Annotated in this window: 14 protein-coding genes; all 14 read left to right on the top strand. The window is 59.5% G+C overall.

Features of this window, described 5'->3' with window-relative positions; genetic code table 11:
• Positions 1-25: 25 nt before the first annotated feature.
• Positions 26-469, top strand: coding sequence for a cell division protein SepF (locus B5E65_RS01595; RefSeq protein WP_087170027.1), 444 nt, complete (start codon positions 26-28; stop codon positions 467-469).
• Positions 453-1,253, top strand: a complete 801-nt coding sequence (locus tag B5E65_RS01600) for a YlmH family RNA-binding protein (protein ID WP_087170028.1) — start codon at positions 453-455, stop codon at positions 1,251-1,253. The genes B5E65_RS01595 and B5E65_RS01600 overlap by 17 nt, the downstream gene beginning before the upstream one ends.
• 39 nt (positions 1,254-1,292) lie before the next feature.
• A complete protein-coding gene (locus tag B5E65_RS01605) occupies positions 1,293-2,039 on the top strand; it encodes a DivIVA domain-containing protein (RefSeq protein ID WP_087170029.1) in 747 nt (248 codons plus the stop codon).
• Between the two features lie 37 nt (positions 2,040-2,076).
• Complete coding sequence (gene ileS / locus B5E65_RS01610; protein ID WP_087170030.1) at positions 2,077-4,866, top strand: isoleucine--tRNA ligase; 2,790 nt, start codon at positions 2,077-2,079, stop codon at positions 4,864-4,866.
• Between the two features lie 77 nt (positions 4,867-4,943).
• Positions 4,944-5,519 (top strand): signal peptidase II, encoded by a 576-nt coding sequence (lspA, locus tag B5E65_RS01615; protein ID WP_242957449.1) that lies wholly within the window; start codon positions 4,944-4,946, stop codon positions 5,517-5,519.
• The gene (locus B5E65_RS01620; RefSeq protein WP_087170031.1) at positions 5,506-6,435 is read left to right on the top strand and encodes an RluA family pseudouridine synthase; all 930 of its coding nucleotides are present in this window, start codon (positions 5,506-5,508) and stop codon (positions 6,433-6,435) included. Before lspA ends, B5E65_RS01620 begins: the two co-directional genes overlap by 14 nt.
• Positions 6,428-7,249: a Cof-type HAD-IIB family hydrolase gene (locus B5E65_RS01625; RefSeq protein ID WP_087170032.1), complete on the top strand. Its 822-nt coding sequence runs from the start codon at positions 6,428-6,430 to the stop codon at positions 7,247-7,249. Before B5E65_RS01620 ends, B5E65_RS01625 begins: the two co-directional genes overlap by 8 nt.
• Positions 7,250-7,327: 78 nt before the next feature.
• The gene (locus B5E65_RS01630) at positions 7,328-7,708 is read left to right on the top strand and encodes a ComEA family DNA-binding protein (protein ID WP_087170033.1); all 381 of its coding nucleotides are present in this window, start codon (positions 7,328-7,330) and stop codon (positions 7,706-7,708) included.
• The gene (gene ppk1, locus B5E65_RS01635; RefSeq protein WP_087170034.1) at positions 7,708-9,840 is read left to right on the top strand and encodes a polyphosphate kinase 1; all 2,133 of its coding nucleotides are present in this window, start codon (positions 7,708-7,710) and stop codon (positions 9,838-9,840) included. The genes B5E65_RS01630 and ppk1 overlap by 1 nt, the downstream gene beginning before the upstream one ends.
• A 132-nt stretch (positions 9,841-9,972) precedes the next feature.
• Positions 9,973-10,797 carry a M23 family metallopeptidase gene (locus B5E65_RS01640; protein WP_087170035.1) on the top strand — a complete coding sequence of 275 codons (825 nt, stop codon included), beginning with the start codon at positions 9,973-9,975 and terminating at the stop codon, positions 10,795-10,797.
• Positions 10,794-11,231, top strand: a complete 438-nt coding sequence (locus tag B5E65_RS01645; RefSeq protein ID WP_087170036.1) for a zinc metalloprotease — start codon at positions 10,794-10,796, stop codon at positions 11,229-11,231. Before B5E65_RS01640 ends, B5E65_RS01645 begins: the two co-directional genes overlap by 4 nt.
• Before the next feature lie 65 nt (positions 11,232-11,296).
• Complete coding sequence (locus B5E65_RS01650; RefSeq protein ID WP_087170037.1) at positions 11,297-13,168, top strand: TIGR03960 family B12-binding radical SAM protein; 1,872 nt, start codon at positions 11,297-11,299, stop codon at positions 13,166-13,168.
• Positions 13,131-13,775 carry a TIGR03936 family radical SAM-associated protein gene (locus tag B5E65_RS01655; protein ID WP_087170038.1) on the top strand — a complete coding sequence of 215 codons (645 nt, stop codon included), beginning with the start codon at positions 13,131-13,133 and terminating at the stop codon, positions 13,773-13,775. Before B5E65_RS01650 ends, B5E65_RS01655 begins: the two co-directional genes overlap by 38 nt.
• Positions 13,776-13,966: 191 nt before the next feature.
• Positions 13,967-14,308 carry a 50S ribosomal protein L19 gene (gene rplS / locus B5E65_RS01660; protein WP_204655952.1) on the top strand — a complete coding sequence of 114 codons (342 nt, stop codon included), beginning with the start codon at positions 13,967-13,969 and terminating at the stop codon, positions 14,306-14,308.
• The last annotated feature ends 57 nt before the right edge of the window (positions 14,309-14,365 follow it).

A 14,365-nucleotide genomic window follows, 5' to 3' on the forward strand; every position in this document is an offset into this window, starting at 1 on the left:
CCGGCTGCGCAAAGGAGATGGGACCATGCTGGATAAGTTGAAAGATTTTCTTGGCATCGGCGAAGAAGACGCGGATGATTACTATGGGGAAGACGAAGTAGATTTTGTGAGCCCCCGGGCTGCAGCAGTGGAAGAGGAACCCAAGGCGGATTCCGGTTCCAAGCGCAACAAGGTGGTCAATATCAACGCCACCACCCAGCTCAAGGTGGTGCTTGTCAAGCCGGAACGTTTTGAGGATGCCAGCACGGTGGCGGATCACCTGAACGCCAAGCGTACGGTGGTACTGAACCTGGAATCCACCAATAAGGAAGTGTCCCGCCGCCTGGTGGACTTCCTGTCCGGTGTGGCGTATGCCAACAACGGTCAGATCAAGCGGGTTGCCAACAGCACCTTTATCATCACCCCGTACAACGTGGACATCATGGGCGATCTGCTGGACGAACTGGAGAGCAATGGCGTATTCTTCTGAGCCTGCAACCCGCGGCTTTATCCCGCCGCGGGACGATCATGAGCGGCTTGTGATGCGCCGCGCGGAAGAATTGGCCCGTGCTGCTGAAAGCAGCGGCCGGGTTCGCTGGACATCTTTCCTGAGCGACCGGGAACAGGACCTGTGTGTCGCCGCCATGAACCGTGCCGGCTGTGCCTGTTACGGTTTTGAGGGAGGATTTGAACAAGCGGAACGGAAGTTGCTGTGCATAAGGCCGGCGGGCGCCTATGGCGAACCGCCGCTTTGTTGCGTCCGGGTGGAATTCGGCCAGCCGGGCCCCGGCCACCGGGACCTGCTGGGCTCCATTCTGGGCCTGGGCATCAAGCGGGAGAGCATAGGGGATATCCTGATAGAGGCGGCACCGGCCCAGCAGGCGTATGTGTGCGCGCTGGAACCGGCTGCCCGGCTGATCTGCCAGGAGCTGACTTCGGCAGGCCGGGTATCCGCCCGGGCCGAGATGGCGCAGCTTGCGGATATTCCTCAGGAGCTGTGCGCGCCCCAGCGGGAGAGCCACACCGTCACGGTGGCGTCCCTGCGGGCCGACAGTGTGCTGGCTGCCATGCTGCATATTTCCCGCGGGCAGGCCTGTGACCTGATCCGGGCCGGGCGGCTGGAGATCAACCATATCCCGGTTTCGGCTGCCCATACCGATGTATATGAAGGCGACGTGTTCACCGTGCGGGGGATGGGGCGCTTTCGCGTGCAGCAGCTGGGCGGAAAAAGCCGCAAAGACCGTTTGTTTCTTACATTTTTTCAGTATGGCTGAGCCATGCGCAACATTCTTACACGACCGGAGGGGTAGATCATGATTTCATCTCAGGAGATCCGCACCGTCACCTTTGAAAAGTCCATGCGCGGGTACCGGGCAGAGGATGTGGACTCGTTCCTGCAGCAGGTGGCTGACACGATCGACGAGCTTACCAAGGAAAAGGAAGAATTCCGCAAAAAGCTGTATATTCTGGCGCAGAAGATTGAAGAGTACCGCAAGGACGAGGACAATCTGAAGACGGCGCTTCTCAACGCCCAGCGTATGGGTGAAAACGTGATCCACGAGGCCAAGCAGAAAGCGGAGGAGATCATCCGCAAGGCCCGTATCGGCGCGGAGGACATCACCCGCCAGGCTCATGAGCAGGTGCAGGACGAGACGCTGGAGTACCAGCGCATCAGTGCCGAGGTGGCAGCGTTCAAGACCAATGTGCTGAACCTGTACCGGCAGCATATTGAGTCCCTCAGCACGCTGCCGGGCCATGAGGATGAAGTCCCGGCCGAGAAGGAAGAAGAGCCGGTGCAGAGCCCGGAAGAGCCGGCTGTGCCCGCGGCGCAGGAACCGGCTGCTGCGGAGATGGACGAGCCTGCCCAGCCGGCGCAGCAGGAAACTTCCCCCTGGACAGCGGTTTCCGGCGTTTCGGAAACCCAGGACGAGGAAGAGGACTTCGGCGCCGAGATCGACTTCACCAATTTGATGGATGCCCCCGCCGCTCCGGAAGAGGAACCGGCCGAGGAGGAGCCGTCGGTATTTGACGGGTTCCAGGGCATTAAATTCAGCGACTGACCGCACACAAAAAACGCAGCGAGGAGAGTATAGACCAGTGGCACAGGATTACAACAAGACCATCAATCTTCCCAGCACCAAATTTGATATGCGGGCTGGCCTGCCCAAAAAGGAGCCGGAGATGCTCCGCGACTGGCAGGAGAACCATCTGTATGAAGAACTCATGAAGCACAACGAGGGCAAGCCCAAGTATGTGCTGCATGACGGCCCTCCGTATGCCAACGGCAACATCCATATGGGCACGGCGCTGAATAAGATCATCAAGGACATCATTGTCCGCTACAAGAACATGACCGGTTTCCAGGCTCCCTATGTGCCCGGCTATGATACCCATGGCCTGCCCATCGAGCTGAAAGCCATGAAGCAGCTGGTGGGCAAGGGCGAGATCTCCAAGCTGGAGCTGCGCAAGGTCTGCCACGAGTTCGCCACCGAGCATATCGACATCATGGGCGAGCAGTTCCAGCGCCTGGGCGTGATCGGTGATTTCAAGGATCCCTACCTGACCCTGAAGCCGGAATTTGAGGCTCGTCAGATCGAGATCTTCGGCGAGATGGCCAAGAAGGGCTATATCTACAAGGGTCTGAAGGCTGTGTACTGGTGCCCGGAGGACCGCACCGCCCTGGCCGAGGCGGAGATCGAGTACGGTGAGGACGAGTGCGATTCCATCTACGTCCGCTTCAACGTCACCGACGACCCGAACGGCATCCTGGCCAAGCGCGGCATCCCCATGGAGAAGGCCTGGTTCGTGATCTGGACCACCACCACCTGGACCCTGCCCGCCAACGTGGCCATCTGCCTGAACCCCGACTATGACTATGTGTTCGTCAAGGTAGGCGAGGACTACCTGGTCATGGCCGAGGCCCTGGTGGAGAGCACCATGCAGGCCTGCAAGATCGACAGCTATGAGATCGTGGGCGAGCCTGTGCGCGGCAGCGAGTTGGAACTGATGCAGGTTCAGCATCCTTTCCTGGACCGCAAGAGCCTGGTGATCAACGGCGACCATGTCACGCTGGAAAGCGGTACCGGCTGTGTTCACACGGCTCCTGGCCATGGTGTGGAAGACTTCGAGGTCTGCACCCGCAACTATCCCCAGATCCCCGTGGTGGTGCCGGTGGACGACGGCGGCTACCTGACCGCCGAGGCCGGCCCCTTCAGCGGCCTGAAGGTCTGGGATGCCAATAAGGTGATCCTGAAGCATATCCAGGAGAGCGGCCATCTGCTGGGCGTTCAGCACATGAGCCACCAGTATCCCCATTGCTGGCGCTGCCACAGCCCCATCATCTTCCGTGCCACCAAGCAGTGGTTCTGCTCCATTGACGCCTTCAAAGAGGACGTCTACAAGGCCATCGACCAGGTGCAGTGGTTCCCCGGCTGGGGCCATGACCGCATGACCGGCATGGTGCGTGACCGCAGCGACTGGTGCATCAGCCGTCAGCGTACCTGGGGCGTGCCGATCCCGGCTTTCTACTGCAAGAAGTGCGGCAAGTACCACATCACCGACGAGACCATCAAGGCGGTCAGCGACCTGTTCCGCAAGGAGGGCAGCGACGCCTGGTACAAGTACGAGGCTTCTGAGATCCTGCCGGCCGGCTACACCTGCGAATGCGGCGGTACCGAGTTCGAGAAGGACAAGGATATCATGGACGTCTGGTTCGACTCCGGTTCCACCCACGTGGCGGTTCTGGAGGAGCGTCCGGAACTGCACTGGCCCGCTGACCTGTATATGGAGGGCGGCGACCAGTTCCGCGGCTGGTTCCAGTCCAGCCTGCTCACCAGCGTCGCAACCCGCGGCGTTGCTCCCTACAAGAACGTCCTGTGCCACGGCTGGGTAGTGGACGGCGAAGGCAAGCAGATGCACAAGTCTGCCGGCAACGGCGTGGAACCCAGCGAGATCATCAAGGACTACGGTGCCGATATCGTGCGTCTGTGGGTCGCCTCCAGCGACTACACCGTGGACGTGCGCATCAGCAAGGAGATTGTCAAGCAGCTCAGCGAGGCGTACCGCAAGATCCGCAATACCGCCCGCTTTATCCTGGGCAACCTGAACGGCTTTGATCCCCGCACCGATCTGGTGGCGGACGATCAGCTTACCGAGCTGGACCGCTGGGCGCTGGATCGTCTGGATCAGCTGAACGCGGTGGCCCGTGACGGGTACGACAGCTTTGACTTCCACAAGGTGTACCATGCGGTGTACAACTTCTGCGTGGTGGATATGTCCAACTTCTATCTGGATGTGGTCAAGGATCGCCTCTATATCAGCAAGGTGGACGCTCCGGCCCGCCGTGCGGCGCAGACCGCCATGTTCCGTATCCTGGTGGATCTGACCAAGATCATCGCCCCCATCCTGACCTTTACCAGCCAGGAGATCTGGAGCTTTGTTCCGGACTTTGAGGGCAAGCAGAAGTACGTGGTGTTTGAGGATATGCCCAAGCCCGGCGTCTACGCCCAGAGCGCGGAATTCCGTGCCAAGTGGGACCGCCTGATCGCCCTGCGTGACGACGTGAAGAAGGTGCTGGAGCAGGCCCGTGCCGACAAGGTGATCGGCGCATCCTTGGAGGCCAGCGTGACCCTGCACTGCACCGGTGAACTGGCGGAGTTTGTGCGCAGCATTCCCCAGAATGAGTTGGAAGACCTGCTGATTGTCTCCCAGGTGAAGATCTGCGAGGACGATGCCGGCACCAAGGGCGAGGTGGAAGGCCTGGGCGTAAGCGTGGAGCGCGTTCAGGGCCACAAGTGCGAGCGCTGCTGGAAATACACCAGCGACGTGGGCAGCCATCCGGAGCATCCTACCCTGTGCGCCCGTTGCGCCAGCGTTCTGGAAGACTGATTTGAATTTGTAACAACACAAAACAGCGGCGCTTGCCCAAAGCGCCGCTGTTTTGGCAATGAGGGAGTATTCTGTTTATGACCGTGATCGTTGTTTCCTGTGTATTGGCCGTTTTGTTCCTGCTTGCCGCCTGGCTTGTGCACGGGACGCGCGGATTCCGCCTTACGCTTGGAATGTTTGCCGTTGCCGCGGTACTGGTTGCCGTGGATCAGCTGACCAAACTGTGGGCGGTTCAGGTGCTGCAGTATGTGGACAGCATTCCGTTTATTCCCGGCGTTCTGGAATTCCGCTTTACCCTGAATGACGGGGCGGCTTTCAGCATGCTGGGCGGAAAACAAACCTTCCTGATTCTGTTTACCAGCCTGGCGCTGCTGGCTCTGACCGCCTATCTGGTATTCCGGATGCCGGCCAGCCGTTTGGAGTACGCCGCTTGGACCCTGGTCCTGGCAGGCGGCATCGGCAACCTGATCGACCGGGTGGCCAACGGCGCCGTGATGGATTTCTGGAACGTGCTGTTCATGAACTTTGCGATCTTCAATTTTGCGGATGTGCTGGTAACAGTCGGGGTGTGCCTGCTGATCCTCTACCTGATTCAGGTGGAACTGCGGGAGCACCGCCGCAAAGCGGACGGAGACGGGTATGCAGCAGCTTGAATTTGTAGTGCCGCAGGAAGCTTGTGACCAGCGGCTGGACAGCTACCTGGCCGCTCAGGAGGAAACAGGCCTTTCCCGCAGTGCCTTGCAGCAGCTTGTCAAGGACGGCAAGGTGCTGTGCAACGGAAAGCCGACGACCAAAAACGCCCGGCTGCGCCCGGGGCAGATCCTCACTTTGGAGATCCCGGACCCGCAGCCGGTGGAAGCCGTTGCCCAGAATATTCCGCTGGACATTGTGTACGAAGACGCGGATCTTTTGGTGGTCAACAAGCCCAAGGGCATGGTGGTGCATCCGGCCCCCGGCAATCCGGACGGAACCCTGGTGAATGCGCTGTTGTACCACTGCCGGGGAAGCCTGTCCGGCATTGGGGGCGAACTGCGCCCCGGTATTGTGCACCGGATCGACAAGGACACCAGCGGCCTGCTGGTGGTGGCCAAAAACGACGCGGCGCACCAGGGCCTGGCCGCCCAGATGGCCGTACACAGCATCGAACGGGCCTACCATGCGGTGGCCTACGGCGGTTTTCGCCAGGATGAGGGCTTTGTGGAAGCCCCGATCGGCCGCCACAAAACCGACCGGAAGAAAATGGCGATTGTACCGGACGGCCGCTATGCCTATACGGCTTACCGGGTGGTGGACCGGTACCAGGGATTCACCCACCTGGAGTGCCGCCTGCGCACCGGCCGTACCCATCAGATCCGGGTGCATATGGCCAGCATCGGGCATCCTCTGGCGGGCGATCCGGTATACGGCCCCAAAGCGGTGATTACACGGCTGCAGGGGCAGTGCCTGCACGCAAAGGTGCTGGGATTTACCCATCCGATCACAGGGGAAACCATGCGGTTTGAAGTGCCGCTGCCGCCCTGGTTTACGGAATTTCTGCATTCTCTGGGAAGGAATACAAACGATGATTGAACGCTTGGCGGATATCCTGGTAGTCAGCGATATGGACAATACACTGCTCACAGCAAAAAGCGGTATTCCGGCCTGTAACCGGGCAGCGATTGATCTGTTCTGCTCCCTGGGGGGACGCTTTACGGTGGCCACGGGCCGGCCGCCGGAATCGGTGCGGGCGGCAATGGGCGCCCAGAAGCTGTCGGCGCCGGCGGTGTGCTGCGGCGGAGCTATCCTCTATGATTTTGAGCAGGAGCAGGCCGTGTACCGGCGCACCATGGAAACAGCCGGTGCGCGGCAGGCCATCCTGGATGTGATGGAGCATTTTCCCACCGTCGGCGTGGAGGTGCAGACCGGAAACGGCGAAATCCGCCTTCTGCGGGCCAACCGGTATACCCAGGCGCACCTGGCGGATGAGAAGCTGGGCTGCATCCTGCAGCCGCTGGACACACTGCCGGAAGACTGGCTCAAGGTGGTGTTTGCGGGGGAAAGCGCGCTACTGGAGCAGATTGAAGCGTTTGCCGCGCAGAACAGCTATCCCGGCGTGTACTTTCTGCGCACCAATACCATCTATTATGAGATCATGCCGCAGGGGGTAAGCAAGGCATCCGGCCTGGAACGTCTGTGCGCCCGGCTGGCCCTGCCGATGGAAAACGTGATTTTTATCGGCGATTATTACAACGATCTTGACCTGATGCGGCTGGCCGGGCATTCGGTAGCGGTGGCAAATGCGCCGCGGGATGTACAGGCGCAGGCAGACGAAGTTACCATGAGCCGCTGTGCGGACGGCGGCGTAGGGGAGTATCTGTATAAACTCGTCAAGCGTTATGTATAGAAATTGTCAAATGCAGCAAAAGTCCCTTTTCCTTTTGTGGTAAGGTGTGGTAAAATCAGCATAAAGAGGCGATGCGCAATGATGCGTCCGGATAAAGTCAGTGCCCGGCGGGATGCGGTCCGTCTGTTGCTGGCTACCCTGCTGGCTCTGCTGCTGACAGTGGGGGCGGCAGCGGCTGTCTTTCCGCCGCTTTGGTCAACGGATGGAAACCTTTCCGGCACACCTCCGGAACTGAATGATTCCATCCGGATCGATGTGAATCAGGCGGGGGTGCGGGAATTGTGCTGCCTGCCGGGGATTGGTCCTGCTTTGGCCAGAGAGATCATTTCCTACCGGGAGCAGCATGGTCCCTATCATTTCCTGCCGGAAATGTGGAACATTGAGGGCATTGATGCGCACACGATTCTCAGCTGGGGGAGCATGGCATATATTTCGGAACAGTATGCGGAGGGATTTTGATGGAACAGGATACCCTGTTTATAAATCGGGAATTAAGCTGGCTGGAGTTTAACCGCCGGGTTCTGGCGCTTTCCAAGGATAAGGAAGTGCCTCTGGCCGAGCAGCTTAAGTTTGCGGCAATTTACGGCAGCAACCTGGACGAATTTTTTATGGTGCGTGTCGGGTCGTTGCAGGATCAGCTTGCACTGGACGGGGATAAGGCGGATGCGGGCTCCCGCAATGCGGTTGCGGCGCAGCAGCTGAATGCCATCATGCCGGTGGTTGCGGAACTGCAGGGCCTGTGCGACAAATATGTAAATCAGCTGGAAGAGAATCTGCGGGAAAAAGGCTATAATAAGCTGAATTTTGACAAACTGACCAAGGAACAGGAACGCTTCTGGAAAAAATATTTTGAAGCGGAGCTGTTTCCGCTGCTTTCCCCGCAGATCATCGACCACCGGCATCCGTTTCCGTTTTTGCGCAACCAGGAGATCTATCTGGGCGTGACCCTGAAAAACAAAGGGGACAGCGAAGTTTCCTTTGGCATTATCCCGGTCAGCAGCCAGTTTGAACGGGTGCTGTATCTGCAGCAGGACGGCGTGACCTGGTATGCCCTGGTAGAGGAACTGATCGCCCATTATGCGCCTATGGCTTTTGGCCGCTGGAGCGTGCAGAAAAAGTGCCTGTTCCGGGTAACCCGGAACGCCGACATCACCCCCGACGAGGGTCTGATGGATCAGGACATCGACTACCGGGAGGTTATGACCGAACTGCTGAAAAAGCGGCGCAAGCTGGCAGCGGTGCGCATCCAGTTCTGGCCGGAGGCACCGCAGGAAATCCAGCACTTTTTGTGCCAGAAACTGATCCTTTCCGGGAAACGCTGCTTTGTGCAGCAAAGCCCGCTGGATCTGAGCTGCCTGTTCCGTCTTGCCTCCCGCCTGGCGTCGGACGGTCACACGGAACTGTGCTATCCGGCTGCCCGGCCGATGCAGGCCCCGGCGGATTATAACCTGGAAGAACAGGTCCAGCACCGGGACGTGCTGCTTTGCTATCCGTATCAGAGCATCCGCCCGTTTATCAAGATGCTGAAAAAAGCGGCCTACGATCCGGATGTGCTCTCCATCAAGATGACCCTGTACCGTGTGGCGCGGGAATCGCAGATCGTGCAGGCCCTGGTGGCGGCGGCGGAAAACGGCAAGGAAGTTGTGACCGTTGTGGAACTGCGCGCCCGTTTTGACGAGCAGAACAACATCGACTGGTCCAAACAGCTGGAACAGGCCGGCTGCACCGTGATCTACGGCTTTGACAACTACAAGGTGCATTCCAAGCTGACCCTGATCACCCGCAAGAAGAACGGGAAGTTCCAGTATATTTCCCAGATCGGTACCGGAAACTACAACGAAAAAACCAGCGAACAGTATACCGATCTGTCCTTTATAACCTCCAACCAGGAAATCGGGGAAGAGGTGGCCGCGGTCTTCAACAATCTGGCGGTAGAGCGTCTTACCCCGCAGGTTGAGAATCTGCTGGTGGCGCCGCTCTGCTTCAAGAGCGTGCTGATGCAGGAGATGGACCGGGAGATCCAGGCCGCCCGGGACGGCCATCCCGCCCGCATCCTGCTGAAGAACAACTCCATCAACGACAAGGACATCATCCTGAAACTGTCGGAGGCCTCCTGCGCGGGCGTGCCGGTGGATATGATCGTGCGCGGCATCTGCTGCGTAAAGGCCGGGGTTCCGGGCCTGACGGAGAATCTACGGGTGCGCAGCATTGTGGGCCGCTATCTGGAACATTCCCGTATTTATGCCTTTGGCGTCGGCGAGGATGTGCGGGTGTACATTGCCTCCGGCGATTTCCTTACCCGCAACACCCAGCGCCGGGTCGAGGTAGGCGTGCGTGTGCGGCAGCCGGATCTGGTGGCTCGTCTGCTGGAGATCCTGCGGCTGGAACTGGAAGACAATGTGAACGCCCGGGAGATGCGCCCCAACGGAAAATATGTCCGGGTAAAACCGGCAGACGGGCAGGCCCGGATCGACAGCCAGATGCTGCTGTATGATCTTTTCCGGGAGGATTTCCACGTTGCGCCGCCCGCTGCCGCGGCTCCCAAGCGCGTGGGCATTCTGGAGCGCCTGCGGAATTTCTTCCGTGGCTGATCGCCTTTCAAAGATACAGACGCGAGTTTCGGCTGCGAAGCAAGTTGGCTTTGCAGCGGGGATTCGCGTCTTTTTTTGTGCCGTCTCCCATATACTGAAGACAAACGTCCAAGGCGAGGAGGGCAATGCCGCGTGTGGGAGAATGAAACGGAAAAGCAGCAGACAGCAGACAGACAGCCACGGCCGGAGTATCTCAAGCCTCCGCCCGCTCCGGTTTCCGACGGGCCGGACTATCTGCTGCGGGCACAGATCGCGATTTGTGTTGTTGTGGCCCTGCTGGTGTTTCTGATGCGGCAGCTGGGGATGCCGGCCTTTGAGACGGTCCGGCAGGACTATAACGAGGCAATGGAATCCGGGCAGCCCCCGGCCGCACAGGCGGCGGTGGAATTTGCCGGTGACCTGCTTGCCGGTTTGCAGGCCCGGACCCAGACTGCGCTGGAACAATGGAAACAACAGCTGGAAGCCGAGAAGGCGGCCGCAGCCTTTGCCGGGGCGGGCGGTCTGTTTCCGGTCAAGCAGGATTCCGTGCCGGAGGGCTACTCATTAAAGGACTGCCCGGTAGAGGGCGAACTGGAACAGCCGCTTGCCTGGTATACCGTCACCTCGGAATACGGGTGGCGCAAACACCCGCTGACCGGAAAGAAGGACTTTCACACCGGTATTGATCTGGCCAACGCGGAAGGGACACCTATCACGCCGGTGCGGCAGGGAATCGTGCTGAAAACCGCGACCAACTCCTCCTACGGCAACTATGTGCAGGTCATGCACAGCGATGGGCTGGTCAGTGTGTACTGCCATATGCAGTATGTGTTTGTGCGCGCAGGGGAGTGCGTGGAACCGGGTGAGTGCCTGGGCACGGTCGGCAGCACCGGCGTTTCCACCGGCCCGCATCTGCACCTTGAACTGATCAGCAACGGTATCCACTACGACCCGGCCGCCGCGCTGGGGGTGGAATGAACCGCCTGCGTCAGGAACGGCCGCTGATTTTTCTGGCCGTCCTGACCTTTTTGCTGCTGCGGGATTACAGCGGTCTGTACCGGATCAGCCTGCTGTGCTGTCTGCTGCACGAAAGCGGTCATCTGGCCGTTTATATGCTGTGCCAGAAAAAGCCGCCGCGCCTGCACTGTTCCCTGTGGGGGATCTGCCTGGAGTGGAACGAGGCGGAACTGGGGCTGCACGAGCGGTTCTGGCTGGCGGCCAGCGGCCCGGCTGCCAATCTGGTGCTTTTTGCGGCCTCCTGGCTGTGGATGCAGCACGAAGCCTCCTATTGGGGGTGGTGTTTTGCGGGCAGCAATCTGCTCACAGCCGGGTATAATCTGATCCCGATCCTGCCGCTGGACGGCGGCCAGATGCTTTCTGCCTGGCGGGAACAAAAAACTCTGAAAATGTAAAATTGCATTTCCTCCCGGAATACGGTACAATAAGAGCCGTATAAAACTATCTGCGGAGGAAAACCATGTTTGACCCCAAACTGAAACAGGCGCTGGCACGGGTGCAGAAACCGGGCCGTTATACCGGCGGGGAGCCGGGCTGCGTATATAAAGATAAATCGCAGGTGGATCTGCGGTTTGCGTTCTGCTTCCCGGACACCTACGAGGTAGGCATGTCCTTCCTGGGCATGAAGATCCTGTATGAGCTGCTCAACCAGCACCCCAACTGGTGGTGTGAGCGGGCATTTATGCCCTGGCTGGATATGGTGCAGCAGCACCGGGAACTGGGCCTGCCCCTGTATACGCTGGAAAGCAAAGACCCGCTGACGGATTTCGACATTGTGGGCTTTACCCTCCAGTACGAGCTTTCCTATACCAATATCCTGGCCATGCTGGACCTGGCCGGTATTCCGTTCTATGCGGCAGACCGGGACGAAAGCTGGCCGCTGATCGTGGCGGGCGGTCCCTGTGTCTGCAACGCCGAGCCGATTGCGCCTTTCTTTGATATGATGATGCTGGGCGAGGGCGAGTGGCAGCTGCAGAAGGTCTGTGAAACGGTGGAACAGGCCAAAAAGGAAGGCTGGACCAAGCGCCGCCTGCTGGAACAGCTGGCCGGTATCCCCGGCTGCTATGTGCCGTCTTTCTACGACGTGACCTACCAGCCGGATGGCCGTATTCAGTCCATCACGCCCAACTGTCCTCAGGCGCCCGCCAAGGTGACCAAGGTCATCCTGCAGGATATGGATTCCTATGCGCCGCCCACCCATTTTGTGGTACCTATGGTGGGGGCCATCCATGACCGGGCCCAGGTCGAGGTGCTGCGCGGCTGCGTGCGCGGCTGCCGGTTCTGCCAGGCAGGCTTTTTGTACCGGCCCATGCGCCAGCGCAGCGTGGGCATGCTCAACGAAGCGGCCCGCGACCTGTGCGCCAATACCGGTTACGAGGAGGTCAGCCTGACCAGCCTGTCCACCTCCGACCACAGCCAGCTGGAACAGCTGCTGGACGAGATGGACACCTGGACCCCGCAGGAACACGTTTCCATCTCGCTGCCCAGCCTGCGCATTGACAACTTCAGCGAAAGCCTGATCGAAAAGACCACCAAGGTTCGCAAGAGCGGTCTGACCTTTGCGCCGGAAGCCGGCACCCAGCGTCTGCGGGATGTAATCAATAAGAACATCACCTGGGACGAGATTGAAAAGAGCTGCAAGATTGCCTTCAAGGCGGGGTACAGTTCGGTGAAGCTGTACTTTATGATGGGCCTGCCCACCGAGACCATGGAGGACATCGAAGGCATTGCCGAAACGGCCCAGCGGGTGGTGGATCTGTACTATTCCAATCCGGACAAGCCCAAGGGCAAGGGGGTGCAGGTGACCATCAGCGTGGCCTGCTTTGTGCCCAAACCCCATACGCCGTTCCAGTTTGTGCCTCAGGATACCAAGGAGCAGCTGGAGGCCAAGCAGCAGCATCTGCTGCACAGTGTGCACAGCCGCAAGATCCGGGTCAACTATCACGACAGCAGCACCAGCTTTCTGGAGGCCGTGTTCGCCAAAGGCGACCGCCGCCTGGCACCGGTGATCGAAGCCGCCTACCGGAAAGGCTGCTTCTTTGACGGCTGGGATGAGTGCTTCCGCTACGACGTGTGGCTGGAGACCTTCCGGGAGTTCGGCCTGGACACCGCGTTCTATGCCAATCGCACCATCGGGGAGGACGAAATCACCCCCTGGAGCCATATGGACTACGGCGTGAGCCACGCGTTCCTGGTGCACGAGTACCACAAGGCGCTGGCCGCGCAGACAACCCAGCCCTGCAACCGTCAGTGCAGCGGCTGCGGCGCAAATCATCTGTTGGGAGGACCCTGCTTTGCATACGATACGGATTTGGTTCACGAAAACCGGTGAGGCATCCTACATCTCGCTGCTGGATCTGCAGCGGGTAATGGGGCGCGCACTCAAGCGCAGCGGATTGCCGGTCTGGTACACGCTGGGCTTCAACCCGCACATTTATATGACCTTTGCCTGCCCGCTGTCCCTGGGGCAGGAGAGCCTGGTGGAAAGCGTGGACGTAAAGACTGAGGAGAATAAGCCGGATTTTGCCGCCTGGCAGGCGGCCCTGGCGCCGGTCATGCCCACCGGCCTTGCGGTGGTGCGGGTGGACTACGCCCGCATCAAGGCCGAGCAGATCGGTTCCGCGGTCTATACCATCACACTGCCCGCCCGGGCCGCCCAGGCGGTGGAAGAGTACAACCGGCTCACCGAGGCGGTCGTCATGAAAAAGAGCAAGCGGGGGGAGAAGCCCGTGGACCTGAAAGCCTACGTGTCGGCCCTGGAGCTGAAAACCGACGGCGAATCCGCCAGCTTTTCGGTAACGCTGCCCGCCAGCGAGACGCTGAATCTGAACCCGTCCCTGCTGCTGAAGTTCCTGCAGGAGCGGTCCGGCCTTCCGGCAGAGGAGTGCTCCATCCTGCGCACCGCGCTCCTGACCAAGGACGGCGAACCGTTCTGCTGACCATACGGGCAAAAGGCCGGGAAAATGCCCGATTTTCTGCAAAAAACGCTTGCAATCCGGGCATCCTTATGCTATGATATTTAGGCGTTAGTGTCCGCTGGCACCACCAGCGGGGTTAATGTTATCATTAAACGGACGGTCCTCTGCCGCTCTGCGGGCATGAACGTCACAAAAAAATGGAGGATCATCAAATGGACGCAATGAAGATTATCACCGAGGGCATGATCAAGGCCGACCAGCCCAAGTTCGAAGTGGGCGACACCGTTCGCGTGTCCGTCCGCATCAAGGAAGGCGAGCGTGAGCGTATCCAGGCTTTCGAGGGCACTGTGATCGCGAAGAAGCACGGCGGCGTCGCCGAGACCTTCACCGTTCGCCGCACTTCCTACGGCGTAGGTGTGGAGCGTGTGTTCCCCATCAACTCGCCCTTCGTTGAGAAGGTTGAGGTCATCCGCCGCGGTAAGGTTCGTCGCGCGAAGCTGTTCTATCTGCGCGGTCGTACCGGCAAGGCTGCCAAGGTCAAAGAGCAGATCTGATCATTGCAGGAAAGGGACGACAATATGTTGTCCCTTTTTTGTTTATTCCGCGCTTTT

It is taken from the genome of Gemmiger sp. An120 (assembly GCF_002160955.1).
Lineage (GTDB): Bacteria > Bacillota > Clostridia > Oscillospirales > Ruminococcaceae > Gemmiger_A > Gemmiger_A avium.

Coding starts and splice junctions, on each gene's coding strand:
- B5E65_RS01595 (WP_087170027.1), top strand. CDS start 26: ATGCTGGATAAGTTGAAAGATTTTCTTGGCATCGGCGAAGAAGACGCG.
- B5E65_RS01600 (WP_087170028.1), top strand. CDS start 453: ATGGCGTATTCTTCTGAGCCTGCAACCCGCGGCTTTATCCCGCCGCGG.
- B5E65_RS01605 (WP_087170029.1), top strand. CDS start 1,293: ATGATTTCATCTCAGGAGATCCGCACCGTCACCTTTGAAAAGTCCATG.
- lspA (WP_242957449.1), top strand. CDS start 4,944: ATGACCGTGATCGTTGTTTCCTGTGTATTGGCCGTTTTGTTCCTGCTT.
- B5E65_RS01620 (WP_087170031.1), top strand. CDS start 5,506: ATGCAGCAGCTTGAATTTGTAGTGCCGCAGGAAGCTTGTGACCAGCGG.
- B5E65_RS01625 (WP_087170032.1), top strand. CDS start 6,428: ATGATTGAACGCTTGGCGGATATCCTGGTAGTCAGCGATATGGACAAT.
- B5E65_RS01630 (WP_087170033.1), top strand. CDS start 7,328: ATGATGCGTCCGGATAAAGTCAGTGCCCGGCGGGATGCGGTCCGTCTG.
- ppk1 (WP_087170034.1), top strand. CDS start 7,708: ATGGAACAGGATACCCTGTTTATAAATCGGGAATTAAGCTGGCTGGAG.
- B5E65_RS01645 (WP_087170036.1), top strand. CDS start 10,794: ATGAACCGCCTGCGTCAGGAACGGCCGCTGATTTTTCTGGCCGTCCTG.
- B5E65_RS01650 (WP_087170037.1), top strand. CDS start 11,297: ATGTTTGACCCCAAACTGAAACAGGCGCTGGCACGGGTGCAGAAACCG.
- rplS (WP_204655952.1), top strand. CDS start 13,967: ATGGACGCAATGAAGATTATCACCGAGGGCATGATCAAGGCCGACCAG.